The 24,319-nt window shown below is 68.1% G+C and carries 24 protein-coding genes and 1 riboswitch; of the genes, 9 read left to right on the top strand and 15 right to left on the bottom strand.

All coding sequences use genetic code 11. The annotated features are described in order from the left end of the window. Positions 1 to 6: 6 nt before the first annotated feature. Entirely contained in the window at positions 7 to 1,824 is a 1,818-nt protein-coding gene (gene ilvB / locus KYC_RS00445) for a biosynthetic-type acetolactate synthase large subunit (RefSeq protein ID WP_085945396.1), read from the bottom strand. Positions 1,825 to 1,917: 93 nt separating this feature from the next. Here ilvB and KYC_RS00440 point away from each other — a divergent pair, with 93 nt between their 5' ends. Then, the gene (locus KYC_RS00440) at positions 1,918 to 2,388 is read left to right on the top strand and encodes an Lrp/AsnC family transcriptional regulator (protein WP_008157615.1); all 471 of its coding nucleotides are present in this window, start codon (positions 1,918 to 1,920) and stop codon (positions 2,386 to 2,388) included. A gap of 23 nt (positions 2,389 to 2,411) precedes the next feature. Here KYC_RS00440 and KYC_RS00435 read toward each other — a convergent pair whose 3' ends face one another. Further along, positions 2,412 to 3,332, bottom strand: a complete 921-nt coding sequence (locus KYC_RS00435; protein ID WP_008157613.1) for a bestrophin family protein — start codon at positions 3,330 to 3,332, stop codon at positions 2,412 to 2,414. Between the two features lie 107 nt (positions 3,333 to 3,439). Between KYC_RS00435 and KYC_RS00430 the strand changes: the two genes are divergently transcribed. Then, positions 3,440 to 3,958, top strand: a complete 519-nt coding sequence (locus KYC_RS00430; RefSeq protein WP_008157611.1) for an SET domain-containing protein — start codon at positions 3,440 to 3,442, stop codon at positions 3,956 to 3,958. A gap of 110 nt (positions 3,959 to 4,068) precedes the next feature. Then, a riboswitch (FMN riboswitch) is annotated at positions 4,069 to 4,221 on the top strand. A 113-nt stretch (positions 4,222 to 4,334) separates the two neighbouring features. After that, positions 4,335 to 5,054, top strand: coding sequence for a 3,4-dihydroxy-2-butanone-4-phosphate synthase (gene ribB, locus KYC_RS00425; protein WP_008157610.1), 720 nt, complete (start codon positions 4,335 to 4,337; stop codon positions 5,052 to 5,054). A 46-nt stretch (positions 5,055 to 5,100) separates the two neighbouring features. On the opposite strand, the gene KYC_RS00420 is transcribed toward ribB, so the two are convergent. Further along, positions 5,101 to 6,222, bottom strand: coding sequence for an arabinose transporter (locus tag KYC_RS00420; protein ID WP_008157608.1), 1,122 nt, complete (start codon positions 6,220 to 6,222; stop codon positions 5,101 to 5,103). A gap of 230 nt (positions 6,223 to 6,452) precedes the next feature. On the opposite strand from KYC_RS00420, the gene KYC_RS00415 reads away from it, so the two are divergent. Continuing rightward, on the top strand, positions 6,453 to 7,145 hold the full coding sequence (locus KYC_RS00415; protein WP_008157605.1) for a TetR/AcrR family transcriptional regulator: 693 nt from the start codon (positions 6,453 to 6,455) through the stop codon (positions 7,143 to 7,145). A gap of 9 nt (positions 7,146 to 7,154) precedes the next feature. On the opposite strand, the gene KYC_RS00410 is transcribed toward KYC_RS00415, so the two are convergent. The 6 genes from KYC_RS00410 to KYC_RS00385 all read right to left on the bottom strand — a co-directional run bounded on the left by KYC_RS00410 (position 7,155) and on the right by KYC_RS00385 (position 11,610). Beyond that, positions 7,155 to 7,661 carry a nucleoside 2-deoxyribosyltransferase gene (locus KYC_RS00410; RefSeq protein WP_008157603.1) on the bottom strand — a complete coding sequence of 169 codons (507 nt, stop codon included), beginning with the start codon at positions 7,659 to 7,661 and terminating at the stop codon, positions 7,155 to 7,157. Between the two features lie 5 nt (positions 7,662 to 7,666). Beyond that, entirely contained in the window at positions 7,667 to 8,230 is a 564-nt protein-coding gene (locus tag KYC_RS00405) for a flavin reductase family protein (RefSeq protein ID WP_008157601.1), read from the bottom strand. Positions 8,231 to 8,238: 8 nt separating this feature from the next. Then, complete coding sequence (locus KYC_RS00400; RefSeq protein ID WP_043517145.1) at positions 8,239 to 8,697, bottom strand: nuclear transport factor 2 family protein; 459 nt, start codon at positions 8,695 to 8,697, stop codon at positions 8,239 to 8,241. Positions 8,698 to 8,779: 82 nt separating this feature from the next. Next, on the bottom strand, positions 8,780 to 9,391 hold the full coding sequence (locus tag KYC_RS00395; protein ID WP_008157598.1) for an NAD(P)-dependent oxidoreductase: 612 nt from the start codon (positions 9,389 to 9,391) through the stop codon (positions 8,780 to 8,782). Between the two features lie 260 nt (positions 9,392 to 9,651). After that, entirely contained in the window at positions 9,652 to 10,578 is a 927-nt protein-coding gene (gene panE, locus KYC_RS00390) for a 2-dehydropantoate 2-reductase (RefSeq protein ID WP_008157595.1), read from the bottom strand. Between the two features lie 117 nt (positions 10,579 to 10,695). After that, positions 10,696 to 11,610, bottom strand: a complete 915-nt coding sequence (locus tag KYC_RS00385; protein ID WP_008157593.1) for a DedA family protein/thiosulfate sulfurtransferase GlpE — start codon at positions 11,608 to 11,610, stop codon at positions 10,696 to 10,698. 487 nt (positions 11,611 to 12,097) lie between these two features. Here KYC_RS00385 and KYC_RS00380 point away from each other — a divergent pair, with 487 nt between their 5' ends. From KYC_RS00380 to KYC_RS00360, 5 genes are read left to right on the top strand one after another with little or no spacing between them, the layout of a single operon-like run. After that, positions 12,098 to 13,129, top strand: a complete 1,032-nt coding sequence (locus tag KYC_RS00380; RefSeq protein WP_008157591.1) for a BMP family protein — start codon at positions 12,098 to 12,100, stop codon at positions 13,127 to 13,129. Next, positions 13,126 to 14,655 carry an ABC transporter ATP-binding protein gene (locus KYC_RS00375; RefSeq protein WP_008157589.1) on the top strand — a complete coding sequence of 510 codons (1,530 nt, stop codon included), beginning with the start codon at positions 13,126 to 13,128 and terminating at the stop codon, positions 14,653 to 14,655. Before KYC_RS00380 ends, KYC_RS00375 begins: the two co-directional genes overlap by 4 nt. 49 nt (positions 14,656 to 14,704) lie before the next feature. Then, entirely contained in the window at positions 14,705 to 15,778 is a 1,074-nt protein-coding gene (locus KYC_RS00370; RefSeq protein WP_008157587.1) for an ABC transporter permease, read from the top strand. Positions 15,779 to 15,788: 10 nt separating this feature from the next. Beyond that, positions 15,789 to 16,739, top strand: a complete 951-nt coding sequence (locus KYC_RS00365) for an ABC transporter permease (RefSeq protein WP_008157585.1) — start codon at positions 15,789 to 15,791, stop codon at positions 16,737 to 16,739. Between the two features lie 17 nt (positions 16,740 to 16,756). Next, positions 16,757 to 18,037: an amidohydrolase family protein gene (locus KYC_RS00360; RefSeq protein WP_008157583.1), complete on the top strand. Its 1,281-nt coding sequence runs from the start codon at positions 16,757 to 16,759 to the stop codon at positions 18,035 to 18,037. A 119-nt stretch (positions 18,038 to 18,156) separates the two neighbouring features. On the opposite strand, the gene KYC_RS00355 is transcribed toward KYC_RS00360, so the two are convergent. The 6 genes from KYC_RS00355 to KYC_RS00330 form a co-directional block, all read right to left on the bottom strand. Then, positions 18,157 to 18,990, bottom strand: coding sequence for an AraC family transcriptional regulator (locus KYC_RS00355; protein ID WP_008157581.1), 834 nt, complete (start codon positions 18,988 to 18,990; stop codon positions 18,157 to 18,159). Positions 18,991 to 19,304: 314 nt separating this feature from the next. After that, on the bottom strand, positions 19,305 to 20,240 hold the full coding sequence (locus KYC_RS00350; protein ID WP_008157579.1) for a 2-hydroxyacid dehydrogenase: 936 nt from the start codon (positions 20,238 to 20,240) through the stop codon (positions 19,305 to 19,307). Positions 20,241 to 20,329: 89 nt separating this feature from the next. After that, positions 20,330 to 21,400 carry an ABC transporter substrate-binding protein gene (locus KYC_RS00345; protein ID WP_167310229.1) on the bottom strand — a complete coding sequence of 357 codons (1,071 nt, stop codon included), beginning with the start codon at positions 21,398 to 21,400 and terminating at the stop codon, positions 20,330 to 20,332. Beyond that, positions 21,397 to 22,569 carry an NAD(P)/FAD-dependent oxidoreductase gene (locus KYC_RS00340; protein WP_008157576.1) on the bottom strand — a complete coding sequence of 391 codons (1,173 nt, stop codon included), beginning with the start codon at positions 22,567 to 22,569 and terminating at the stop codon, positions 21,397 to 21,399. The genes KYC_RS00345 and KYC_RS00340 overlap by 4 nt, the downstream gene beginning before the upstream one ends. After that, entirely contained in the window at positions 22,566 to 23,951 is a 1,386-nt protein-coding gene (locus KYC_RS00335; RefSeq protein ID WP_008157574.1) for an FAD/NAD(P)-dependent oxidoreductase, read from the bottom strand. Before KYC_RS00335 ends, KYC_RS00340 begins: the two co-directional genes overlap by 4 nt. Further along, on the bottom strand, positions 23,948 to 24,289 hold the full coding sequence (locus tag KYC_RS00330; RefSeq protein WP_008157573.1) for a (2Fe-2S)-binding protein: 342 nt from the start codon (positions 24,287 to 24,289) through the stop codon (positions 23,948 to 23,950). Before KYC_RS00330 ends, KYC_RS00335 begins: the two co-directional genes overlap by 4 nt. Positions 24,290 to 24,319 lie beyond the last annotated feature (30 nt).

Below are 24,319 nucleotides of genomic sequence, written 5' to 3'. Positions count from 1 at the left end.
CTTCGCTCAGGTCGTCTCGTCCTGATACCAGACGCCTTCAGCCAGCATCATCTTCTGATGCCCGTGCCCGGCGGGCATCATCGGGAAGCAGTTTTCCTGCGCGGTAACGGCCACGTCCAGGAAATACGGCCCGTCATGCGCCAGGCACTCGGCCAGCGCGGCATCCAGCTTGGCCGGGTCTTCCACCCGCGCCGCGCCCCAGCCGAAGGCGCGGGCCAGCGCCACGAAATCCGGCAGCGACGCGTTGTAGCTGTGGCTGTAGCGGCCGCCGTGGATCAATTCCTGCCATTGCCGCACCATGCCCATGTAGCCGTTGTTGCACAGCACGACCTTCACGGGCGTCTGGTGCTGCATGGCGGTGGACAGTTCCTGGATGTTCATCAGCACCGACGCGTCGCCGCTGACGCAGACCACGGTCTTGTCGGGATGCGCGACCTGCGCGCCGATGGCGGCAGGCACGCCATATCCCATGGTGCCCGCGCCGCCTGAAGTCAGCCAGCGGTTCGGCCGGTCGAAGCGCAGATACTGCGCGGCCCACATCTGGTGCTGGCCGACGTCGGTGGAGACGATGGCGTCCCGGCCCGCCAGCGCGGCGTTCAGGCGCGACATCAGGTGCTGGGGCAGGATGGCGTCGGCCGCGGGCTCGTAGCCCAGGCAGTCCTGCGCGCGCCAGGCGTCGATGCGCTTGAACCACGGCGCCAGCCGCGCCGGATCCAGCGGCGTGTCGCCCAGCTCGGCGCGCAGCGCGCGCACCAGCGGCAGGCAATCGCCCACCAGCGCCACGTCCACGCGCACCACCTTGTTGATCGACGCGGGATCAATGTCGATATGGATCTTGCGGGCGTGCGGGCAGAATTCGGACAGCTTGCCGGTGATGCGGTCGTCGAAGCGGGCGCCGATGCAGACCACCAGGTCGGAGTTGTGCATCGCCAGGTTGGCCTCGACGGTGCCGTGCATGCCCAGCATGCCCACGAATTGCGGGTCGGACGCGGGGAACGCCCCCAGGCCCATCAGCGTCAGCGTGCAGGGCGCGCCCGTATGCCGCACCAGGTCCGTGAAGGCGGCGCATGCCTCGGGGCCCGCGTTCACCAGCCCGCCGCCGCCATAGAAGATGGGACGCTTGGCCTGGGCGATCAGCGCGGCGGCGCGGCGCACGGCAGACTGCGGCAGCTTGGCGGCCAGCTTGCCCGACTGGCGGCGGGCGCGCAGCGCGGCCAGCTTCTGCTGCGAGGGCAGCCCGTCGTCGTCCTCGCGCGGCGAGGCCAGTTGCACATCCTTGGGGAAGTCCACCAGCACCGGGCCCGGACGGCCCTGGCGAGTCAGTTCAAAGGCGCGCGACACCACGCCGGCCACGTCGTCGACGGCGCGGATCTGGGTGTTCCACTTGGTCACGGAGCGCGAGATGCCAATGGCGTCGCATTCCTGGAAGGCGTCGGTGCCGATGGCCGCGGTAGCGACCTGGCCGCTGATGCAGAGCACCGGGATCGAATCGCACATGGCGTCCAGCAGGCCCGACGTGGTGTTGGCCATGCCGGGGCCCGAGGTGACGAACACCACGCCCGTGCGGCCGGTGGTGCGGGCATAGCCTTCGGCGGCATGGACGGCGGCCTGTTCGTGCCGCACCAGCACGTGACGCAGGCGCGGCTCGGCGTACAGCGCGTCGTACAGCGGCAGGACGGCGCCCCCCGGATACCCGAAAACCGTATCCACGCCGTGCGCAATCAGCGTGTCGAGCAGGATCTTGGCCCCGTTTTCAGGAGGACATTCGGTGGCGGCAAGCGCGGCGGCGGCGGTGGAGTGCAGGCGATCGTTCATGCTATCCATCTTATTCGTAGACCCGAAGAATTTTTATCTTCTTTTCCACGAATTCCCGCTGGAAGCAGTAAATTCGTCTTTGATTTTGAGGAATCAAAGAAAATGAACCTAGACAAGTTTGATCTGGCCATCCTGAAGGTGCTGCAGGACAACGCCCGCGCCAGCCTGAACGACATCGGCGCGGCGGTCGGGCTGTCGTCCACGCCGTGCTGGAACCGCATCAAGCGCATGGAGGGCGCCGGGGTGATCCGCGGCTACACCGTGGACATCGACCCGGCCAGCCTGGGGTTCATGGACACCGTCATCGTCCATGTGACCCTGGAAAGCCACAGCGAGGAAACGCTCTACGAATTCGGCCGGGCGCTGGCGCAGATTCCCGAGGTGCTGGAGGCGTTCCTGGTGTCGGGCGACTACGACTATTACATCCGCATCGCCGTGCGCGACACCCGGGACTACGAACGCCTGCTGCGCGAACAGCTTTATCGGATCCCGGGCATCCGGCACAGCAAATCCTGCTTCGTGCTGCGCCGGCTGAAGGAAACCAAGCTGCCGCTGACCGGCCCGCAGGGCTGAGCCAAGCCGGGCCGCCGAGCGCACTAGCGCAACACGTAGTCCACCGGCACGGCGGCTTCCGGCAGGGGCCGCACGCCCAGGCCTTCCAGCAGGTCGATCTCGATCACCCGGGCCAGCGCCGTCAGCGGCAGGTCGTTCTCATCCATGCCGAAAGGATCTTCCAGCTCGTCGCCCAGCGCGTCCAGGCCGAAGAAGGTGTACGCGACGATGGTGACCGCCACCGGCGTCAGGAATTCCAGCGTGCCCACCAGGCCGAAGGGCAGCAGCAGACAGAACAGCCACGCCGTGCGGTGCAGCAGCAGGGAATAGGCGAAGGGACAGGGCGTGAACTTGATGCGTTCACAGGCGGCCTGGATCGCGGCGCACTGCGCCACGCGCTGGGTCAGGCCCTGATAAAGGATGTCGCTGATTTCGCCGCGGCGCAGGCAGGCCGCCAGGTCGCGGTTGATCGCCATGAGCAGGGCGTCGGGCACGTTGCGGCAGCCGGCCAGCGTGTCCAGCTCGTCCTGCTGCACCCAGGGCCGCACGGCCTCGACCATGTCCTGCCCGCGCAGGCGCGCCGCCAGGCCGTAGCCAAAGCCGATGCAGCGCCGCACCAGCCGTTCCTGCACGGGATTGGCGGTGCTGGCCGCCAGCAGCACCGCGCTTTCGCGCGCCAGGCTGCGCGCCTGCACGATCAGGTCGCCCCACTGCTTGCGGGCCTCCCACCAGCGGTCGTAGCAGACGTTGTTGCGAAAGCCCATGAAGACCGACAAAGCCAGTCCGAAGAGCGAAAACGGCACTGCGGTCAGGTGCGCGGGCGAGAACCATTGGTGGTGGTACATCCACACCACCACGCAGGAGAGCAGCGTGATGACGATGATCCTGCTGAGGATGCGCGGGATGATGGAACCGCGCAATACAAAGAACAAGGCCAGCGCGGAGGGACGCGGACGGACGATCATGATAGATATCAAGAGAGGGACGAGGCGGCGCACACTATACGCCTGTCATCGCGCAAAAAAGCCGCCGATATAATTCTGTTTCGTCTCACCGCCACACTCCTCGCTCAATGACCAACGAAGACACCCCGATCAAGCCCTGGCATGTCGTCCGCCGTTCCAAGCTGCACGGCAACGGCGTCTTCGCCGCCCGCAAGATCCCCGCAGGCACGCGCATCATCGAGTACGGCGGCGAACGCATCAGCGCCAAGGAAGCCGACCGCCGCCATCCCACCAATCCGGACGATCCCTTCCACACGTTCTTCTTCGCGCTCAGCACCGGCCGCGTCATCGACGGCGGCGATCAGGGCAACGACGCGCGCTGGATCAACCATTCCTGCGAGCCCAACTGCGAAGCCCAGGAAGGCAAGCACGGCAAGCGCGTCTACATTGTCGCGCTGCAAGACATCCCGCGCGGCACGGAACTGTCGTACGACTACGGCCTGGTCCTGGACGGGCGCATCACCAAGGCGCTCAAGGACGGCTACCGCTGCCTGTGCGGCACGCCGCCCTGCCGCGGCACGATGCTCGCCCTGCCCGCGAAGAAGGCCAAGAAGGCCGGCGCGGCCAAGGCCGACGCAGCGGCCTGACGGAAACCGGGGCCAGGCTTCCATTTTCCGAAAACCACAACTGCAATAGGCATATTCAATCCGTCCGTCCGGACAGGCGTACAATCGACCGGTCGTTAACACGATATGCAGTACGTCTTCAGGGCGGGGTGCAATTCCCCACCGGCGGTATGCCATGCAATGTGGCGAGCCCGCGAGCGCCCGGATTCCGCAAGGATCCGGGGTCAGCAGATCTGGTGAGATGCCAGGGCCGACGGTCATAGTCCGGATAAGAGAAGATGTGCCGGCACACACACGGCTGCCCCGGGCGCGCTTGCGCCCGACTTGGCCGTATTGCGTTCGGCTGTCGATTAGCCCTGAAACGTTTTTCGCCCCTTTCATTTGCGAGAGCGTTTCAATGTCCAACGTTGCCCTTACCCAGCAGTCCCCCATCCCCAGCCTTGCGTCGCAGCCCTTCGCCGCCCGTTTGCAGCGCGCCCTGCATCATCTGCGCCTGGGCCGGCCCATTATCCTCATGGACGATTTCGACCGCGAAAACGAAGCGGACCTGATCGTCGCGGCCGACAAGCTGACCGTGCCCGTCATGGCCCAGCTGATCCGCGACGGCAGCGGCATCGTCTGCCTCTGCCTGCCTGGAGAAACCCTCGACCGTCTGGAACTGGCCCCCATGGTCCAGCGCAACCAGAGCCGCTACGCCACCGCCTTCACGGTGTCGATCGAAGCGCGCGAGGGCGTGAGCACCGGCGTGTCCGCCGTCGATCGCGTCACCACCATCCGCGCCGCCATCGCGCCGACGGCGCAGGCCGACGACATCGTCAGCCCGGGCCACGTGTTCCCGCTGCGCGCCCAACCCGGCGGCGTGCTGACGCGCCGCGGCCACACGGAGGGGTCGGTCGACCTGGCCGTCCTGGCCGGCCTGCGTCCCGCTGGCGTGCTGTGCGAACTCATGAACGCCGACGGCACGATGATGCGCGGCGCGTCGCTTGAGCGTTACGCCGCGCAGCACGGCCTGGTGGCGCTGACCATCGCCGAACTGGCTGATCATCTGCAACAGCTGAAAGACGGCCAGGCCGAAGCCATCGACGACGAAGTCCTGGAAATGGCGGCCACCGTCTGACCATGACCTGGCGGGACTGCGCTCGCGAAATCCGCGGGCGCAGTCTTCAGCGCTTGCCCCGCAACGCCACGCCCACGGCCACGGCGGCCAGCGCGCAGGTTCCGCCCAGCGCGAATACCGCGCCATACCCGCGAAAGCCGGCCAGCCATCCCGCCGCCGGGCTGCCCAGGCCCAAGGCCACGTCCAGGAAGGCCACATACGCGCCCATGGCTGTCCCGCGGCTTGCCGGCGGCGCGCGGCGCACCGCCTCCACGCCGAAAGCTGGAAACGCCAGCGAATAGCCCGCGCCGGTCAGCACGGCGCCCGCGAATGCCCAGCCAGGCGAGCCGCCACCCCATATCAGCCACTGGCCGGCGGCTTCGAACAACACGCAGGCCGTCGCCACCCGTGCGCCGCCCAGCCTGTCCGGCAGCCCCGCAAAGAACACGCGCGCCAGAATGAAGCCGGCCCCGAACGCCGTGAACATCCACGCCGCGCCGTCCCAACCGCGATCCTGGAAGAGCAGGCTCACGAAGGCCGTGATCATGCCGAATCCCACGCTGGACAAAGCCAGCCCCAGGCCGGGCAGCCAGACCATGCCGAGGACGCGGTAGAAGGGCGGACGCACGCCGCCAGCCGCTTGCGGCGCGCGTTGCGGCAGAACCAGCGCCAACGCGGCCAGGGGAATCAGCACGGTGGCCGATGCGATGCCCGCGAACCCGGTGACGGAATACAGCCGCATCCCGGCGGGCGCGCCCAGCGCGAAGGCGGCGTAGATGGCCACACCCACCCAGGCCATGACGCGGCCCGCGTTCTGCGGCCCCACCAAGGCCACGCCCCAGCTCAGCGCCCCTGTGACGATCAGGCTTTCCGCGCATCCCATCGCCGCGCGGCCTGCCAGAAGCGCGGCATACGCGGCTGACGGCCGGGCCGCCATGCCGGCTGCCAGGAGATAGAACAGGCCCGCTGCCGAGCCCAGGACAAGTCCCAAAATCATCGCGCGCTTGGGGCCCCGGCGGTCGGCCACCGCCCCCGCGCCAGCCCTCGACAACAGCGCCGCGGCGAATTGCAGACCCGCGACGACGCCGACCGCAAGCGCGCCCAACGCCAGCACGCCGTCCACATACAAGGGCAGTACGGGCATGGGCAGGCCGATCATGAAAAATCCGATGAACACCGCCAGCGTCAATGGCAGCGTCGTCAAGAATACGGAGCGCACGGCTCCGCTGGCCGCGGGCATTGCCCCGGCCGCCGAAGAGTTCGACATGGTGATTCCTTGAAAGCGTGAAGGGCAGCCCGGCGCCGTCGCGCAATGCGGCGATGGCATAATCCGCCCAAAGCGGGGGAAATGAATCAGACTGCCTGCCGCAAATTTTATGAGCCGTTGCTCACGTTTGATACTCGCCTTTCGCCACACTCATGACCGCCATCCCACAGCCCCGGAAATCGCCGCGCCAGCTCAGGTCCCAGCACACCGTCGACACCATCCTGCAAGCCACGGCTCGCGTTTTGGCCACACACGGCTACGCCGGCACCAACACCAACCTGATCGCGGAAACGGCAGGCGTCAGCGTGGGATCGCTCTATCAGTACTTCCCCAACAAGAACGCGCTGATCGCGGCGCTGCACGACCGGCACGACAACCAGATGCTGGACGTCATCGACGACGTGCTGAACGGAAATCCCGCGGCCACCCTGCGCGAACGCGTGGGCGCGATCGTCCAGGCCATGCTGCACGCCCATCTGCTGGAGCCCGCGCTGCACCGGGTGCTGGAAAGGGAGTTTCCGCTCTTTGACCAGCCGCACGAGCACAGCCGCGCCGACCAGGACATCCACCGCCGGATGCGGCATCTGCTGGAACTGCACCGCGCCGAGATCGCGCAGCAGGACCGCGACCTGGCGACCTACGTGGTGCTGCGCATCATGGAATCGCTGGTGCATGCGGCAGCGCTGGAGCCGCCGGCGGGCTTCACTCCCAAGCAGCTGGAAGCAGCCGTGGTGGATGCGGTGATGGGATATCTGGGCGCACCGGGCAATGCGGCGCCGCGCAAGGCCGCCGGGGCCGTTGGGGCCGCCAGCCGCGCGAAAAAGGCCAAGCCGGCAGGCGCCTAGCGTCAGGCGTCAGGCGGGCGCGCGGGCCATGCTGGCCAGGCAGTTGGCGGGCCCGCCGGTTACGATGCGCGCGCTGCACGCCAGCATCAGGTTCAGGCTCAGGCCAAAGTCTTCGACGGTGTAGCCCTGCGCATCGACCATGCGCGACACGCCATCGTCCGCCGCCGCCCCCACGGCCACTTGGTCAATCAGCGAACCCGCCTGCCCGGTGTAGCCCCAGACGGGCTTGCCGCAGGCGATGGCGTAGCCAACTTCAAAGGCCGTGCCCGAATCGGGTTCGGCGCCGCGAAAGGGGTTGAGGTTGGCCATCACCATATCGGCGCGACGGATCAACGCCACATTCGCGCGATAGATCCACTGCGCGAGCGCCTGGCCCGACAGGCCTTCCGGCGCCGCGTTGTCCAGCGGATACAGACCCTCGAATCCGTAGGTCGCGCACAGCGTCTTGAGCCGTTCGCCGTGCGCCGCGGCATCGGGCATAAAAACATCGAAACCGGCCAGATAGACGCTGCGCATGGGACTTACTCAGGTTCGGAAACGTTGAAGGCTTCGCCGGTGGCGAAGAAGGATCCGCCGGCCAGGTAATGCACCGAACGGCGCTGGTCGTCGGGGAAGTGCCAGCGGTTGCTGGAGAACACTTCCGGCGCCGCCCAGGCGGCCACGACTTCGCCGATGAACAGGTCATAAGCCTGCTGGTTGTGCGGCTCGGGCACGACCTTGCATTCCAGCCACCCGAGGCAGTCGCTGATGAGCGGCGCGCCGATCTTGCTGGCCGCGAAGGTGGACAGGCCGCTGGCCTGGAACTTGTCTTCGTCGCGCCCGGAATGCGACCCCACCAGCATCGTTGCGCGCGCCTGCGCCCGCGACGGAATGCACAACGCGAACTCGCCCGACGCTTCGATAAGTTCGCGCGTGTAGGTGTTTTTGTCCACCACCACCAGCATCTTGGGCGGACTGAAATCCAGCGGCATGGCCCAGGCCGCCGCCATGACGTTGCGCGCATCGCCGTGCGCGCTGGTGACCAGCACGGTGGGACCGTGATTGAGGAGCAGGTAGGCGCGGGGCAGGTCGACGGGTTCGATCATGGGCGCGCTCAGAACATGCCGTTTTTGTTGGCGGGGTTCTCGGGAATTTCCTGGCTTACGTCCCAGTGCTCGACGATCTTGCCGTTTTCGACGCGGAAGATGTCGACCACGGCCTGGCCGCGGTCTTCCGGCGAATCGCGCCACAGGTTGTGGATCATCACCAGATCGCCCTCCGCGATCACGCACTTGATGTCGACGATGGCCTGCGGGTGCTGTTCGAAATAGCGCGGAAAGAAGTCCAGCATGGGCCCGACGCCGTCGCGCATGTACGGGTTGTGCTGCGTGTAGTTCGGGCCGACGTAGCGGCGCACGGCCTCTTCGACGTCGCGTTCCTGGAACATCATCTGGAAGAACGCCACGGCGACTTCCTTGTTCGACTGGGGCGCGGCCGCAAGCGCCGGCGCGGCCGCCAGGCAACTGGAGGCGACCAGCACACAGGCGGCCAATGATTTCCACTTCATACGCATACGGAACGACTCACAATGACGCCGGCTGGCGGCCTGCCAGTTTACAAACAAACAAGGGATTCCGGCGCCGGAGCCCGCGCTGTCAGTAGCCCACCGTATAGCGGCGGCGCGAATGCTTGGGGGTGTCGACCTCGTCGGCCAACGCAATGGCGTAGTCTTCCATCGAGATCCAGCTCTTGCCTTCCTCGTCCGCCAGCAGATGGTCGTCGCCCACCCGGAAGCTGGCCGTGCGCTCGCCCGGCTCGAACATCGCGGACGGCGACAGGAAGGTCCAGTTCAGCACCTTTTCGTGGCGCAGCGTGTCCAGGAACACGACGCCGGCCCGCGCCTCGGGCTTGTAGGCGTCGGGGAATTCGGGGGTGTCGATCAGCATCTTGCCCGGGGCCACCAGCAAGCTGCCCGCGCCGCCCACCACCAGCAGGCGCGGCACGCCGGCGTTCTTCACGGCGGCCAGCAGCGGCTTGGCGTCGGTCGAGACAAAGCGCGTGGCGCTGATCACGGCATCGTGACCGGCCAGCAGCGGGGTCAGCCCTTCGGGATCGGTGGCGTCGCCCTGTTTGATGGTCAGGCCCGGCTGGGCGTTCACCTCGGCCGGATTGCGCGCAATGCCGGTCACCTGGTGGCCGCGCTTGAGCAATTCGTCCGCCACGCGCGAACCCACGCGGCCAGTGATTCCGATCAATGCGATTTTCATGGTCTTGCTCCTTGAAGGATTGGGCCGGAATGACCCGCCGCCCATTGCGGCGGCGCGGCTTCCGGCTCAGGCAAAGCCATACTATTCGGTCGAATCCGATCAAAAAACCCATTAAACCGGAAGAGTTTTTTGCAATTTATGCACCAATAGACCGGATATCGGACCGGGATGCGGACCGGGGCAAGCGCATGCCCCCCGAGTGGCCCGTCTCGCCAGTGTGCGCCCGGCGGCCCCGCTTGAACAGGGCCGCGGGCGACCGTTCAAGCGGCAGCGCGCTGCGCCTGATAGACCTGCAGGTGCGAATAGGCCACGCGCAGGTAGGTGGCGTCGACGCCCAGCGTGCGGGCGCGCCGGACCATATCGCCCACGATGTGGTCCGCTTCCACCGGCAGGCCCTGGCGCAGGTCGCGGAACATGGACGCGGTCATGGGCTGGCTGCGGTCGGTCAGCAGCTTCTGCACGGTGGCGTCCGCCTCGGGCCGCACCGCATGCCCGGACGCCGCCGCGACGGCCTGCGACTCCTGCAGCAGGCTGAGCAGGATGTCCGTGCCGTCGTCGGTGGAAGCGATCTGGCCGATGGCGCCGCGCATCAGGCAGGTGGCGGCCGCCAGCGTGGTCAGCATGACGTACTTTTCCCAGATGTCCTGGTGGATGTTTTCGCTGAGGCGGCTGACGTATTCGCCGCCGGCCAGCGCCTGCTCCAGCGCGACGCAGCGCTCGCTGCGGGCCGGGCCGGCGCGTTCGCCGAAGACGATATTGGCGTGCTTGCCCAAGTGGACCACCTGGCCTTCCGGGCCAAGCGTCGCATTGATCTGGCACAGGCCGCCCAGCACGCGGTGCGGCTCGAATTCCCGGTCCAGCACGTCGTACTGCAGCACGCCGTTCATGATCGGCAGCACCGCGGTATCGGGCCCCACGGCGGGGCGGATGGCTTCGATGGCGCTGTCCAGGTCATAGGCCTTGCAGCTGAGCACGACCACGTCGTAGCTATCCTGCAGGGTTTCGCGCGTGACCAGCTTGGGATGCAGCGTGGCGTCGCCCAGCGGGCTCTGAATGCGCAGCCCCTGTTCGCGGATCCGCGCGGCGCGCGGCTCGCGCACCAGAAACGTCACGTCCGCGCCCGCCTGTGCGGCGCGTCCGCCAAAATACCCGCCGGTGCCGCCGGCGCCCAAGAACAACAACCGCATGCCTGTCTCCTGTTGGCTGCCCGCGTCGGGCGCGGGCCGATGGGGGAATTATGCGCCCTGGGCCGCGCGTGGCCCACCGCCGAAGGCCGCGGCGCCCACGCGCCGGACGCCCCCGGTTCAGGCCTGCGGCTTGCGTTCGGCCCAGGCCTCGTAGCCGCCCCGCAGCGCCCAGGTCTTGCGATACCCGGCGGCGCGCAGGCGGGAGGCCAGGAGCGCGGCGGACACCTCGTTCGGGCAGGCGCAATACACCACGATGTCGGAATCCAGCGCGCCCGGATCCAGCGGGGGCAGGGGCTGTTTCAGGTCCACGGGCACCGCGCCCGGGATACGCGCGGCGTCCCGCATGGCCTCCGGCCGCACGTCGAAGACCAGCGCGTCGCGCCCGTCCTGGCGCCACTGCATCAGTTCGTCGACCGACAGCCGCGGGATGACGCGCAGACTGCGCAGCAGGATCCGGCGCCGCAGGTAGCGCGCCGCGATGTACAGGGCCAGCACGGCCGCCAGCACGCCCAGGCCCATCGCCCCGTAGGTGCCCAGGATCTCCAGCACATCGTTGACCACGCTGTGAAACAGCCCGCCCAGCAGCAGCGCGGAGCCTACCCAGATCAGGGCGCCGGCCAGGTCGTACAGGAAGAAGCGGCGATACGGGGTGCCGGTCAGGCCCGCCATGACCGTGGACAGCGCGCCGGCGCCGGGCAGGAACTTGCACACCAGCAGCGCCCGCACGCCGATCCGCAGGTACAGGCGCTGCGTCTGCCGGATGCACGAGTCCTGCGACAGGGACAGCTTGCAAACCACGCCCAGTAGCCGCGAGCCATAGCGCCGTCCGGCGCAGTACCAGAGGCTGTCGGCCAGGATGCACGCGGCCGTGGCGGCCAGCAGGGGCACGAGCCACCCGGAAGCGCCGCCCAGCGCGCCCGCCGCGATGATCATGGGGTAGGCGGGCACCGGCAGGCCGGCCTGCTCGATCAGGACGTTGGCGAACACCAGCCACCCGCCGTACTGTTCGAGCAGCAATTGAATATCTTGCATGGGGTTTCCCGCTTGCCGCGCACGGCGCGGCTCATGGGCGGAATTTTAGGCGCGCGGCCTGGCGCCGGGGCCATAGACCCTGCCGGCTGCACGGCAACGGACCGGTCCATCCGCCAGCTGTCCACGTATCGGGACGGCGCGCACCAAGCTGGTGCCACGATTCCCCGGCGGGGTGCCTATAATCCTGCCCGTCCATCAGGTTTCCCCGACTTGTCGCAGGAATGCCCCGTGGCATACAAATTGCTTCGCCAGGACTGGCTGCGAATCCGACCATTCGGACGGGTGCGCCTCCTGGCGCTTCCATCCGATGACCGATCCCACGCCCTCGTTTCCGATTGCTCGCCCCGGCATGTCTGCCGGCGGCCGCAACCATGAAACCGGCGTCCACGGCGTTCGCGTCTTTCCGGGCCCGGCCCGCGCCGCTGCCGCGGCCGCCCCGTCTCCGACCTCTCACTTACCTTTCCTTCCCCGCGTAGGAGTCACCCGCATGAAATCCCTTTCCTCGTCGTCTGTTGGCGGCATCGCCCGCCGCGGCCTGCTCAAGCTGGCTGCCGCGGCCGCCGGCGCGCTGCTGTTCACGGGCGCGGCGCAGGCCCAGGCCCCCGCCAAGATCAAGGTCGCCGCCATCTACACGGTGCCGGTCGAGCAGCAATGGGTGTCGCGCATCCATCTTGCGCTCTCCGCCGCGCGCAACCGCGGCGAGATCGACTACACGTTCTCGGAAAACGTCACCAATGCCGACTACGAGCGCGTCATGCGCCAGTACGCCGAGCAGGGCAACAAGCTGATCGTGGGCGAGGCCTTCGCGGTTGAAGCCGCGGCCCGCAAGGTCGCCAAGGACTACCCGCAGACCGCCTTCCTGATGGGCTCCTCGGGCAAGCCGCAACAGCCGAATTTCTCGGTGTTCGACAACTACATCCAGGAACCGGCCTACCTGACCGGCATGATCGCCGGCGGCATGAGCAAGACCGGCAAGATCGGCCTGGTCGGCGGCTACCCCATCCCCGAAGTGAACCGCCTGATGCAGGCCTTCATCGAAGGCGCCAAGGAAGTGAACCCGAAGGCTGAATTCACCGTGACCTTCATCGGCTCCTGGTTCGATCCCCCGAAGGCCAAGGAAGCCGCCTTCGCCATGATCGACAAGGGCGCGGACGTGCTGTACGCCGAGCGCTTCGGCGTGTCGGACGCCGCCAAGGAACGCGGCAAGCTCGCCATCGGCAACGTGATCGACACGCAGCCGCAGTATCCCGAGACGGTCGTCGCCTCGGCCCTGTGGAGCATGGAGCCCACCATCGAGGAAGCGCTCAAGCAGGTCAAGGCCGGCACGTTCAAGGCCGATGACTTCGGCCAGTACTCGCTGATGAAGCACAAGGGCTCGTCGCTGGCGCCCCTGGGCACCTTCGAGCAGAAGGTTCCCGCCGACCTGATCGCCAAGGTGCAAGCCAAGCAGAAGGCCATCCTGGATGGCAGCTTCACCGTGAAGGTCAACGACAAAGAACCCAAGTCCTCGGCACGATGAACCAAGCGCCTCTCGCCCTGCAGCTGACGGGGATCACAAAACGCTTTGGCAGCCTGACGGCCAACGATGATGTATCGCTTACGCTCCGGCAGGGCGAAGTGTTGGCCTTGCTGGGCGAGAACGGCGCCGGCAAATCGACCCTGGTGTCGATCCTGTTCGGCCACTATGTGGCCGACGCCGGCAGTATCGAAGTCTTCGGCAAACCCCTGCCCGCCGGCCGGCCCGACGCCGCGCTGGCGGCGGGCGTCGGCATGGTGCACCAGCACTTCACGCTGGCCGACAACCTGACCGTGCTGGACAACATCATGGTCGGCACAGAATCGCTCTGGAAGCTGGCCTCGGGCCGCGGCCAGGCGCGCCGCCGCCTGGTCGAACTGGGCCAGCGCTTCGGCCTGGGCGTGGACCCAGACGCGCGCGTCGGCACGCTGTCCGTCGGTGAAAAGCAGCGCGTCGAAATCCTGAAGGCGCTGTACCGCGGCGCCCGCGTCCTGATCCTGGACGAACCCACCGCCGTGCTCACGCCGCAGGAAGTGCAGGACCTGTTCGCCACCCTGCGCGGCTTCGTCGACGAGGGCCTGGCGGTGATCTTCATCTCGCACAAGCTGGACGAAGTGATGGCCGTGTCGCGCCGCGTAGCGGTGCTGCGGCAAGGCAAGCTGGTGGCCGAACGCGACACCGCCGGCACCAGCCCCGCCGAACTGGCCGAGCTGATGGTGGGCCGCAAGGTCGTCATGCCGCGCGTCGAGGCCGTGGCGGCCGCGGAACAGGCGGCCCCCGTCGTCACCCTGTCCCAAGTGACCGTGCGCGACGGACGCGACGGCGCGCCGCGCCTGGACAGCCTGGACCTGGTGGTGCACAAGCACGAAATCGTGGCCATCGCCGGCGTGGCCGGCAACGGCCAGCAAGCGCTGGTGTCGGTCCTGACCGGCCTGCGCCAGCCTTCAGACGGCACGATCCGCCTGGGCCCGGAACACGCCGCCGCCCCGACCACGCCGGCCGGCTGGACGGCGGCGCGCGTGGGCCGCATTCCCGAAGACCGCCACGGCGAAGGCATGATCGGCGACAGCCCCTTGTGGGAAAACGCCATCGTCGAAGACCTGAAGGACAAGCGCTTCGCGCGCTACGGCCTGATCCGCGCCCGCGCCGGCAAGGCGTATGCGGCGTCGCTCGCCAAGCAGTTCGACGTGCGCGCCGCCTCGCTCGACGTGCGCACGCGCAGCCTGTCCGGCGGCAACATGCAGAAGCTGATCCTGGGCCGCACGCTAGCGCGCGAGCCGCGCTTCATCGTGGCCGACCAGCCTACCTGGGGCCTGGACATCGGCGCGGTCGCGTATGTGCGCGAGCAACTGCTGGCGGCCCGCGCGCGCGGCGCGGGCGTGCTGCTGGTGTCCGAGGACCTGGAAGAGATCTTCGCGCTGGCCGACCGCATCGCCGTGCTGTGCGGCGGCAAGCTTGTCGCGGTCAAGCCGGTGGCCGAATGGACGCCCGCCACCGTCGGCCTGGCCATGACAGGCACCCGCACATGACGGCCCATGCCGCCGCGCGCGGCTTCCTTCACTATTGAGCATCACTCGCATGAAACTGATCCTGGAACGCCGCCCCGAGCCCAGCCGCCTGGCGCTGGCTCTGGCTCCCATCGCGGCCATCCTGTTCACCCTGGCGGTCTGCACCCTGCTGGTGGCCTGGGCCGGCGCCCCCGTGGGCCGCACCTACGCGCTGCTGTTCGAAGGCGCCTTCGGCACGCGGTTCGCGCTGTCCGAAACCCTGACCCGCGCGACGCCGCTGATGCTGACCGGCCTGGCCTGCGCCGTGGCGTTCCGCGCCCGGTTCTACAACATCGGCGCCGAGGGCCAGCTCTACCTGGGCGCGCTGGCGGCCGTGGCCGTGGGCGGCCTGCACGACGGCACGGGCTTCGACCTGCCGGTGCCCATGCTGTTCGGCGGCATGATGCTGGCGGCCGCGCTGGCCGGCGCCTTGCTGCTGCTGATCCCCGCCATCCTGAAAACGCGCCTGGGCGTCGACGAGGTCGTCACCACGCTGCTGGGCAACTTCATCGTGCTGCTGTTCGTGTCCATGATGCTGGACGGCCCCATGAAGGACCCCATGGCGATGGGCTGGCCGCAGTCCGTCGCGCTCAACGGCGACCTCGAACTGGGCAAGCTGATCGAGCGCACCCGCGCCCACACCGGCCTGCTCTGGGCCGCGGGCCTGGCGCTGGGCCTGTGGCTGCTCAACCGCTACACGGTGTTCGGCTTCCAGATGCGCGCGGTGGGCGCCAACGCCCACGCCTCGCGCTTCCTGGGCCTGCCGGTGAACCGCGTCATGCTGGGCACCGCCATGCTGTCCGGCGCGCTGGCCGGTCTGGCCGGCGCCATCGAAGTGGCGGGCCGCACCAGCTACGTCACGCTCGATATGTCGCCCGGCTACGGCTACACCGGCGTGGTGGTCGCCATGCTGGCCGGCCTGCATCCGCTGGGCGTGATTCTGGCCAGCATCTTCGTCGCGGGCATGCTCGTGGGCGCGGACAGCATGAGCCGCGCGATCGCCGTGCCTAACTACATCGCCGACGTCATTGTCGCCACCTCGTTGCTCGCCATGCTGGTCGCGACGCTATTTGCGCAGTACCGGCTGCGCCGCAACCGGGCTTGAGGAGCACGACATGGAATGGATGGATCTGATGAGCTCCTCGGCCTTCTGGGTGGCCGTGCTGCGCCTGGCGACGCCGCTGATACTGGGCACGCTGGGCGTGCTGCTGTGCGAGCGCGCCGGGGTGCTGAACCTGGGCATCGAAGGCATCATGGTGGCCGGCGCCTTCACCGGCTGGCTGGTCGTCTACCTGGGCGCGCCGCTGTACGTGGGCGTGCTGGCGGCGGCGCTGGCCGGCGCCGTGTTCGGCCTGCTGCACGCCGTGCTGACGGTGCCGCTAGGACTGTCGCAACACGTCTCGGGCCTGGGCGTGACCCTGCTGGCCACCAGCATCAGTTATTTCGCGTACCGCGTGACCTTTCCCAGCGTGAGCACGCCGCCCACCATCACGCCGTTTGCCGAAATGAAGTTCCTGGACGGCATACCGCTCATCGGCCCCGTGCTGGCGGGGCAGACGCCCATGACGCTGATCGCGCTGGCCGCAGTGCCGATTCTTGCCTGGGTGCTGAACCGCACGCCGGTCGGCCTGGCGATCCGCATGGTGGGCGAAAACCCCGCGGCCGCCGAAGGGCAGGGCCTGTCGGTGACGCGCCTGCGCATCGGCGCCATCGTCGCCGGATCGGCGCTGATGGGCGTCGCCGGCAGCTTCCTGACGCTGGCGGCCTTCAACGCGTTCTTCTTCAACATGGTCAACGGCCGCGGCTGGGTCTGCGTGGCGCTGGTCGTGTTTGCATCGTGGCGGCCCGGCAAGGCGCTGCTGGGCGCGCTGATCTTCGCATTCTTCGACGCGCTGCAGCTGCGCCTGCAGCAAGGCGGGGCGGCGCTGCCGGGCTTGCCCGAACTGCCGTACCAGGTCTACCTGATGCTGCCGTATATCCTGTCCATTCTGGCCCTGGTGTTCATGGCGCGCCGCGCCGCCTACCCGCAGGCCCTGATGAAGCCCTACCGCAAGGGCGAACGCTAATCCGCTGAGAAGACAACATGCTCGATCTGATCATCAATAACTGCACGCTGCCCGACGGCCGCAAGAACATCGACATCGGCGTGGCGCAAGGCCGCATCGTGGCCATGGAACCCGCGCTGAAGGCCCAGGCCGCGCAGACGGTGGACGCCGCCGGACAGCTGGTGACCTCGCCTTTCGTCGACGCGCATTTCCACATGGATTCCACGCTGTCCTTCGGACTGCCGCGCGTGAACCAGTCGGGCACGCTGCTCGAAGGCATCGCGCTGTGGGGCGAGCTCAAACCGCTCTTGACGCAGGAAGCGCTGGTGGAGCGCGCGCTGGCCTATTGCGACTGGGCGGTAGCGCGCGGCCTGCTGGCCATCCGCTCGCACGTGGACGTGTGCGATCCGCGCCTGTTGGCCACCGAAGCGCTGCTGCACGTGCGCGAGAAGGTCAAGCCGTACCTCGACCTGCAGCTGGTCGCCTTCCCGCAAGACGGCGTGCTGCGCGCTCCCGGCGCCCTGGACAACCTGAAGCGCGCGCTCGACATGGGCGTGGACGTGGTGGGCGGGATTCCGCATTTCGAGCGCACCATGCAGGACGGCGCCGAGTCCGTGCGCATCCTGTGCGAACTGGCCGCCGAGCGCGGCCTGCGCGTGGACATGCATTGCGATGAAAGCGACGATCCCCTGTCGCGCCATATCGAGACGCTGGCCTATCACACGCAGCGCCTGGGCCTGCAGGGCCGCGTCACGGGTTCGCACCTGACGTCCATGCATTCGATGGATAACTACTACGTGTCCAAGCTGATCCCGCTGATCCGCGAAGCCGGCGTGTCCGCCATCGCGAATCCGCTGATCAACATCACGCTGCAGGGCCGCCACGACACCTATCCCAAGCGCCGCGGCATGACCCGCGTGCCCGAGTTGATGGCGGCGGGCGTGCCCGTGGCCTTCGGTCACGACTGCGTGATGGATCCCTGGTACAGCCTGGGTTCGGGCGACATGCTGGAAGTGGCGCACATGGGCCTGCATGTGGGCCAGATGACGGGCCAGGACGCCATGCGCGCCTGTTTCGAAGCCGTCACCACCACGCCAGCGAAGATCCTGGGCCTGGACGAAACCGGGCTGGCGGTCGGCAAGCGCGCCGACCTGGTGCTGCTGCAGGCGCGCGATCCGGTCGAGGCGCTACGCCTGCGCGCCACGCGCCTGATGGTGCTGCGCGCCGGCCAGGTGGTGGCGACCACGCCGCCCGCCACCGCCACCCTGAACCTGCCGGGCCGTCCCGGCCAGGTCAGCTTTCAGACACCGGCCCGTTGACATACCCCGGCCGCGTAGACCGTTTCGCCGTGGATCGCCATGCGGTATTGGCGCCGGCTGGGATCTTTGCGCACGCCTGGCTGCGGCAGTATCTTGCCGGCGTGCTCGGGTAGGGGTTTTTATTTGAGCGGCAGGCAGATGCGGGTCTGGAGCAGCGCGGGCGGGGTGGTGCGCGGGTCGTTCAGGTATTGCTCGAACATGGGGAAGTCGGCGGGGGCCATGCCGCTGGCGGGCAGCCATTCCGAGAACATCCAGTCGTAGGGCTTTTTCATTTCGTTGTAGGGCCCGGTGTAGGTCAGGATGGCGCAGCGGCCGGCGGGAATTTCGAAGCGTTCGAGTTCGCCGCCCAGGTCGGCGTCGGGTGCGACCGGCATGCCGGCGAACGAGCGGAGCTGGCCTTCGGGAACCTGTTCGGGGTCGTCGAAGTACACGCCGAAGCCGATGGTCTCGGGAGCAGCCATGCCGCGTCCGATGGCCAGCATGAAGGCGCGGGAAAAGACCGGACCGATGTCCTGGTAGCTGCCGCGGTGAGGCAGGCCGGCGAGTGTGGCGCCGGGGAAGTTTTCGATTGCGATGGGGTACATGGCGGGCTCCTTGGAGGTTGACGATGGGGAGCGAGCGGTCCGGTACCGGCCGGGCGGAATGCCGAACGCGGCGCCGAAGGCGCGGTTGAAGGCGGCGTCGGATTCGTAGCCGGCGCGTTGCGCGACGTCCCGCAGCGGTGTCCCGGTGCCCGCCAGCGCGACGGCCGCGCGATGCATGCGGATGCGCTGGACGGTGGCGTTGACCGTTTCTCCCATCATGGCGCGGTAGACGCGATGGAAGTGGTACGGGGACAGACAGGCCAGGTCGGCAAGCCGGTGCAGGTCGGGGTCGGCGTCGGGGTGGGACGCCAGCCAGCGCAGGACGGGGTCCAGGCGTTGGGCGTAGAGGGATCGCGTTGCTGGCTTCATGCTTGCTCCTTGGAGGGCAATGTAGCTTTTGGGGGTTTGCAGATTTTGCGGTTTTTTGGTCTTGGTTGGAGTAGTTTGTTTGAGTTCTTTAGGCGCACGGTGCGGCGGCGGCCGGGGCGTGCGGGGCTACGATTGCGGTCCGGAGCCTTCGCTCCGGACTGCCCCATCGTCATCTTCGTCACAGCCTTCGGCGGTTCCTTCAGATTCCCTCGGGCGCATCTACACGCCCCGGCCGCCGCCGCACCGTGCTCCGGTGGTTCGAGCTTCACCGGTGCTGGGACGAGTGGTGTGCTTGGCGTTATGCGCTGCGGTTCTCAGTAGCCCCGCTGCGGATCGTAGATGTTCGGCAGGGCTTCGCCGCGCTCGTTCGCTGCGATCAGCAGCGCGGTGTGGCGGGCGCGTTCCTTGCGGTCCGGTATCGCGGCGCAGTGCGGCGTGACGATGACGCCGGGGTGGGACCAGAGGGGCGATTCCGGCGGCAGCGGTTCCTGTTCGAAGACGTCGAGGATGGCCTGGTCCAGGTGGCCGCTGTCCAGCGCGTCCAGGATGTCCTGGGTGACCATGTGCGAGCCGCGGCCGGCGTTGATCAGGCTGGCGCCTTTGGGCAGGCGGGACAGGGTGTCGCGATTGAGGATGCCGCGGGTGGAGTCGGTGGCGGGCAGCAGGCAGACGAGCAGGTCGGTGTTGGCGAGGAAGTCGCCGAACTGTTCTTGGCCTGCGTAGGAAGGCAAGCCGGGCAGGGTGCTGGCGCCGCGCGACCAGCCGCTGACGGGAAAGCCGACGCGCGACAGGAGCTGGGCGGACGCGACGCCCAGGTGGCCCAGGCCCATGATGCCCACGCGCACGTCGGCAGCGACGCGCAGGGAGTCGAAGATTTCCCAATGGCGGCGCGACTGGTTGTCCACAATCCGTTTGACGCCGCGCGTGATCATGAGCGCGCTGGTCAGGACGAATTCCGCCATTTCGGTCTGCGTGCGTGCGGTGACCATGCGCGCGATGGGCAGGTGGCGCGGCAGCGTCGGATCGGCCAGGATGTGGTCCACGCCGGCGCCGGCGCTGATGATGAGCTTCAGGTTGGGAAAGGTGGCCAGGCGGCCCGCGTCGGGGGCCCAGACCAGCGCGTAATCCACGGAGGACGGATCCACATCTTCCTGCCAGCCTGCGACGTCCAGTTCCGGCGCAAAGACGCGGAATTGCGCGCGCCATTCATCTATGGCCTGGGGGCCGCCGGAGTTGATGATGAGGCGCATGCTGGTCCTTTGCTGTCTGAGGGCGCGTGCGCCCTGTTCCGCCGCGCGGCGCGCCCGCGGTTTATCCACAGGTGCGCCGCGCGCTGTCTTCAACGTTCGACCGTGCGGTTCCAGCGGGCGTTGAAGGCCGGCCGGGCCGCGTTGATCTGATCCCAGTCCAGGATCTTAGCGTTCGCCATGTAGCCTTGGAAGCGCTTGAGCGTTTCGGCGTTGTCGGCCGGCGCCTGAACGTTCTTGTTCGACGGGAAATGACCGCCCATTTCCAGCGCCTTGGCCTGGGCCTTGGCGGACAGGAGATACAGCGCCAGCTTTTGCGCCAGTTCCGGCTCGCTGTTCTTGGCGATGACGCATTCGCCCACCATCAGGATGACGGAGCCTTCCTTGGGTTGGGCGTATTCCACCGGGATGTCGCGCTTCTTGAGACGGGCGATGGCGGTGGGCGTCAGCGGGAAGATCGCGGCCTCGTTGGACTGGATCATTTCGGCCAGCTTGGCGGAGTTGGGGATGTACTCCAGCACGTTGGGGCCGATGGTGGTCGGCCACTTCTTGAAGCCGGGCTCGTAGTTCTGGTCGTTGCCGCCTTCGATGCGGTTGAACATCAGGAAGCCGTGCAGCCCGAAGGTGCTGCCGGACGCGGACTGGAACACGACCTTGCCCTTGTATTTCGGATCCGCCAGGTCCGTCCACGAGGTCGGCGGCGCCCAGCCCTTGTCCGCGAACATCTTGGTGTTGTAGCCCAGGCCAGTCATGCCGATGTCGATACCGGCCGCCATTCGGTCCTTCATCACCGCGGTCGGATACAGTTCCTTGAGCACGGGATCGTCGTTGAGCTGTTCGCACAGGCCCATCGAAATAGCGCGGGCCATGATGCCGTCGTCCAGGAACATGACATGCATCTGCGGCTTGTCCTTGAAGGCCTGAGCCTTGGCCAGCACGTCGGTCGAGGTGCCGGGCACCACGACGATCTTGACGTTGTTGGCCTTCTCAAAGTCCGGGAACACGTGCTGCGTGAACGCGCGTTCCATGTCGCCGCCGTTCATGCCGACGTACAGCGTCTTCTGCTGCGCCATCGCGCCGGCCGACAGCAGCGCCAGCATCGTCGCGCCCAGAAGCTGCTTCCCCTTGGTCAGGCGCATCGCGCCCTGTTTCTTATCCATCATGGTGACTCCAGCGTTTGCTCACGAACACTCTCAGGCCGAGCCGCGGCGCCGTGAGCGGCGGCCGCGTACCGTTCAATGCGAAAGGCATCGACAGGAATGGAGGAACGGCCGCGCACGACCAGTTCGGAAAGCACTTCGCCCACGGCCGGCCCGATCTGGAAACCGGCGCCCGACAGGCCGAAGGCATGAAACAGTCCGGGGGTCGTGGCGCTAGGCCCCAGCACCGGGTTGTGGTCGGGCATGTTGCCTTCCACGCCGGTCCAGAAGCGAATGACCTGGGCGCCGCGCAGCACGGGCAACAGCTTGGCGGCGTTGGCCATCAGCGCGCCCAGGCCAGCGCGACCGGGACGCGCGTAGTCCGGGTCCGTCGAGACGCCGCGCCCGCCTCCGATCACGCAGTTGCCGCGCGCGACCTGGCGCGCGTAGATGCCGCCGCCCTGCACGCCCAGGCTCACGTCCATGAACACCGGCAGCGGTTCGGTCACCATCATCAGCGGATGAATGGAGGTCTCGGGCACGGCCTCGCCGAATCCTTCAGCAAAGCGGCCCGCCCAGGCGCCCGCGCAATTGAGCAGGAAGCGCGAGCGCACTTCCAGCGCGTCGCCGGCGCGCACGATGAAGCCCGCCCCGTCATGTTCCGCAGACGTGACGCGCACGCCCTCGCGTACGTCAGCGCCCAGGGCGGCCGCCGCGCGCGCAAAGGCCGGCGACACCAGCCGCGGGTTGGCGTGGCCGTCTTCCGGGCAGAAGGAACCGCCGGCCACGTCGCGCCCCAGCCAGCCGAAGCGCCGCGCAAGCTCGCCGCGGCCCAGGATTTCCAGGTTCATGCCGAAGCCGCGTGTGCGGTCGCGGTAGGCTTCCAGCAGGGCCAGGTCCGCCTCCGAGCAGGCCAGCTTCAGGTGGCCCGAACGCACGTATTCGCCGTCGATGCCGATCAGGTCCGGCAACTGGCCCCACAGTTCGTGAGCCCGCCGCGTGAGCGGCATCTGCTCCAGACCGCGCCCCTGCCGGCGCACACCGCCGTAGTTCACGCCGCTGGCCTTGGCTCCGCACAGCGCGGCTTCCAGCAACACCACGGGGACGCCCTGGCGGCGCAGGAACAGCGCGGCGCTGCCGCCGACGATGCCGCCGCCGATGATGGCGACTTCGGTATCTATGCGTTGCATCATGCCGCCTTCTGTCTGGGCCGTTCCAGGCACACCACGGCGACCGGAACAGGCTTGACCGGCGGCTGGTTGCGCAGCCGTCCGACCAGCGCCGGCGAGCAACCCACGGCATGCGCCAGCACCTCGCCTGCCGCGACGCCGCACATGCGGCCCTGGCAGCGGCCCATGCCCACGCGCGTCAGCGCCTTCAGCCGGTTCATTTCATGCGCCGCGGTCGTGCGGGCGGCCAGGCGGATCGTGCCCGCGGTGACTTCCTCACAGCGGCAAACGACGGTGTCGTCGGCGATGCCGGCGGCCCAGTCCTTCGGAAACGGGAAAGCGCGTTCGAGCGCATCGCGCACGCGGCCGTTTGCGGCCAGGCGGACTTCCAGCGCCTGCGCGCGCCGCACGTCGTGCGCAAGGCCGGCGTCTTCAAGCAGGGCCAGCGCCGCACGCTCGCCCGCCAGTTCGGCCGCATCGGCGCCGCCGATCGCCGCGCCGTCGCCGGCCACGTACACGCCAGGCACGCTGCTGCGCCCGGCGGCATCGCGCCGCGGCGTCCAGTTGCGGTCGCGCTCGTTGAATTCGAATTCGCAGCCCACCAGGCTGGCAAGCTGCGTCTCGGAACGCAGCGACAGGCCGAAACCGACCGCATCGCAGTCCACGGATCGGGTGCGGCCGCCCTGCAGATAGGTCAGGCCCGTCACGCGCTCATTGCCCTGCACGGCGACCGGGCGCACACCGCTGCGCAGCGGCACGCCATGGGCGCGCAGCCATGCCATGTAGTACAGGCCCTTGGCCAGCAGCGCCGGCGCGCGCAGCATGCCCGGCAAGGCCGCGGCGCGGTCGCCGAAGCGCGAGGTGTCCAGCACTGCCGCCACCTTGGCGCCGGCCTTTGCATACTGGTAGGCCACCAGGTACAGCAGGGGGCCGGTGCCCATGAACGCCACGCGCTCGCCGATGGCGCAGCCCTGGTGTTTCAACGCGACCTGGGATCCGCCCAGCGTGTACACGCCCGGCGTCAGCCAGCCGGGAAACGGCAGCACGCGGTCGGTGGCGCCGGTGGCCAGGATCAGGTGGGTATACGGCACAGCGGTGCTGACGCCGTCGCGCAGCACGTCCAGGGTCTTGCCTTCCGCGTTCCACACCAGGCACCCGGGACGGTACTCGACCGAGGCGAGCAGGCCTTCCATGGTTCGGTGCACGGCGTCGGCCTTGCGGTGTTCGAACCCGTAAAGGGCGGATTTGGGACGGGAGAAACCGGGCGGCGGCTGCCGGTAGATCTGGCCGCCGGGGCGCAGGCCTTCGTCCAGGATCACGGGCCGCAGGCCTTGCGCGGCCAGCGCCTGGGCGGCGCGTATGCCGGCGGGGCCCGCGCCGACAATGACGGGCATCAGCATGCTCATAGGGCGTCGTCCTCGGGCCAGGCGGTGGCCGACAGCGTGCCGGGCGCCGACGCGGGCGCCAGCGCGGCGCTCTGCAGCCGCATGCCGGGTTCGATATAGGTGGAGCAGGCCCGCACGCGGCCACCGTCCTCCAGCTGCACCCAGCAGTCCTGGCATGCGCCCATCATGCAGAAACCCGCACGCGGGCCTCCCCCGAATTCCGACACGCGCAGGCGGTCGGCCTGCGTCAGCACGGCGGTCAACACCGTATCGCCCGCCAGCGCCGTGCAGGACTGCCCGTCAAAGGTGAACGTCAAAGCGGGCCGGCCGGTTTCGGCCAGGCGTTTCAGTATTGCCATGGCGTCCGCGTCTCCTCTGCGGCTATCGGC

The sequence above is a fragment of the Achromobacter arsenitoxydans SY8 genome (genome assembly GCF_000236785.1).
Taxonomy (GTDB): domain Bacteria; phylum Pseudomonadota; class Gammaproteobacteria; order Burkholderiales; family Burkholderiaceae_B; genus Achromobacter; species Achromobacter arsenitoxydans.
The sequence above is the reverse complement of the archived record's forward strand: the minus strand, read 5'-3'. Positions and strand labels throughout refer to the sequence as shown.

What these genes read in the sequence shown, in the direction of transcription:
- ribB (WP_008157610.1), top strand. Translation starts at nt 4,335, where the DNA reads ATGTCCAACGTTGCCCTTACCCAGCAGTCCCCCATCCCCAGCCTTGCG.
- KYC_RS00375 (WP_008157589.1), top strand. Translation starts at nt 13,126, where the DNA reads ATGAACCAAGCGCCTCTCGCCCTGCAGCTGACGGGGATCACAAAACGC.
- KYC_RS00365 (WP_008157585.1), top strand. Translation starts at nt 15,789, where the DNA reads ATGGAATGGATGGATCTGATGAGCTCCTCGGCCTTCTGGGTGGCCGTG.
- KYC_RS00370 (WP_008157587.1), top strand. Translation starts at nt 14,705, where the DNA reads ATGAAACTGATCCTGGAACGCCGCCCCGAGCCCAGCCGCCTGGCGCTG.
- KYC_RS00350 (WP_008157579.1), bottom strand. Translation starts at nt 20,240, where the DNA reads ATGCGCCTCATCATCAACTCCGGCGGCCCCCAGGCCATAGATGAATGG.
- KYC_RS00360 (WP_008157583.1), top strand. Translation starts at nt 16,757, where the DNA reads ATGCTCGATCTGATCATCAATAACTGCACGCTGCCCGACGGCCGCAAG.
- KYC_RS00330 (WP_008157573.1), bottom strand. Translation starts at nt 24,289, where the DNA reads ATGGCAATACTGAAACGCCTGGCCGAAACCGGCCGGCCCGCTTTGACG.
- KYC_RS00440 (WP_008157615.1), top strand. Translation starts at nt 1,918, where the DNA reads ATGAACCTAGACAAGTTTGATCTGGCCATCCTGAAGGTGCTGCAGGAC.
- KYC_RS00430 (WP_008157611.1), top strand. Translation starts at nt 3,440, where the DNA reads ATGACCAACGAAGACACCCCGATCAAGCCCTGGCATGTCGTCCGCCGT.
- ilvB (WP_085945396.1), bottom strand. Translation starts at nt 1,824, where the DNA reads ATGGATAGCATGAACGATCGCCTGCACTCCACCGCCGCCGCCGCGCTT.
- KYC_RS00395 (WP_008157598.1), bottom strand. Translation starts at nt 9,391, where the DNA reads ATGAAAATCGCATTGATCGGAATCACTGGCCGCGTGGGTTCGCGCGTG.
- KYC_RS00385 (WP_008157593.1), bottom strand. Translation starts at nt 11,610, where the DNA reads ATGCAAGATATTCAATTGCTGCTCGAACAGTACGGCGGGTGGCTGGTG.
- KYC_RS00405 (WP_008157601.1), bottom strand. Translation starts at nt 8,230, where the DNA reads ATGATCGAACCCGTCGACCTGCCCCGCGCCTACCTGCTCCTCAATCAC.
- KYC_RS00400 (WP_043517145.1), bottom strand. Translation starts at nt 8,697, where the DNA reads ATGCGTATGAAGTGGAAATCATTGGCCGCCTGTGTGCTGGTCGCCTCC.
- KYC_RS00335 (WP_008157574.1), bottom strand. Translation starts at nt 23,951, where the DNA reads ATGAGCATGCTGATGCCCGTCATTGTCGGCGCGGGCCCCGCCGGCATA.
- KYC_RS00435 (WP_008157613.1), bottom strand. Translation starts at nt 3,332, where the DNA reads ATGATCGTCCGTCCGCGTCCCTCCGCGCTGGCCTTGTTCTTTGTATTG.
- KYC_RS00380 (WP_008157591.1), top strand. Translation starts at nt 12,098, where the DNA reads ATGAAATCCCTTTCCTCGTCGTCTGTTGGCGGCATCGCCCGCCGCGGC.
- panE (WP_008157595.1), bottom strand. Translation starts at nt 10,578, where the DNA reads ATGCGGTTGTTGTTCTTGGGCGCCGGCGGCACCGGCGGGTATTTTGGC.
- KYC_RS00345 (WP_167310229.1), bottom strand. Translation starts at nt 21,400, where the DNA reads ATGATGGATAAGAAACAGGGCGCGATGCGCCTGACCAAGGGGAAGCAG.
- KYC_RS00415 (WP_008157605.1), top strand. Translation starts at nt 6,453, where the DNA reads ATGACCGCCATCCCACAGCCCCGGAAATCGCCGCGCCAGCTCAGGTCC.
- KYC_RS00410 (WP_008157603.1), bottom strand. Translation starts at nt 7,661, where the DNA reads ATGCGCAGCGTCTATCTGGCCGGTTTCGATGTTTTTATGCCCGATGCC.
- KYC_RS00340 (WP_008157576.1), bottom strand. Translation starts at nt 22,569, where the DNA reads ATGATGCAACGCATAGATACCGAAGTCGCCATCATCGGCGGCGGCATC.
- KYC_RS00355 (WP_008157581.1), bottom strand. Translation starts at nt 18,990, where the DNA reads ATGAAGCCAGCAACGCGATCCCTCTACGCCCAACGCCTGGACCCCGTC.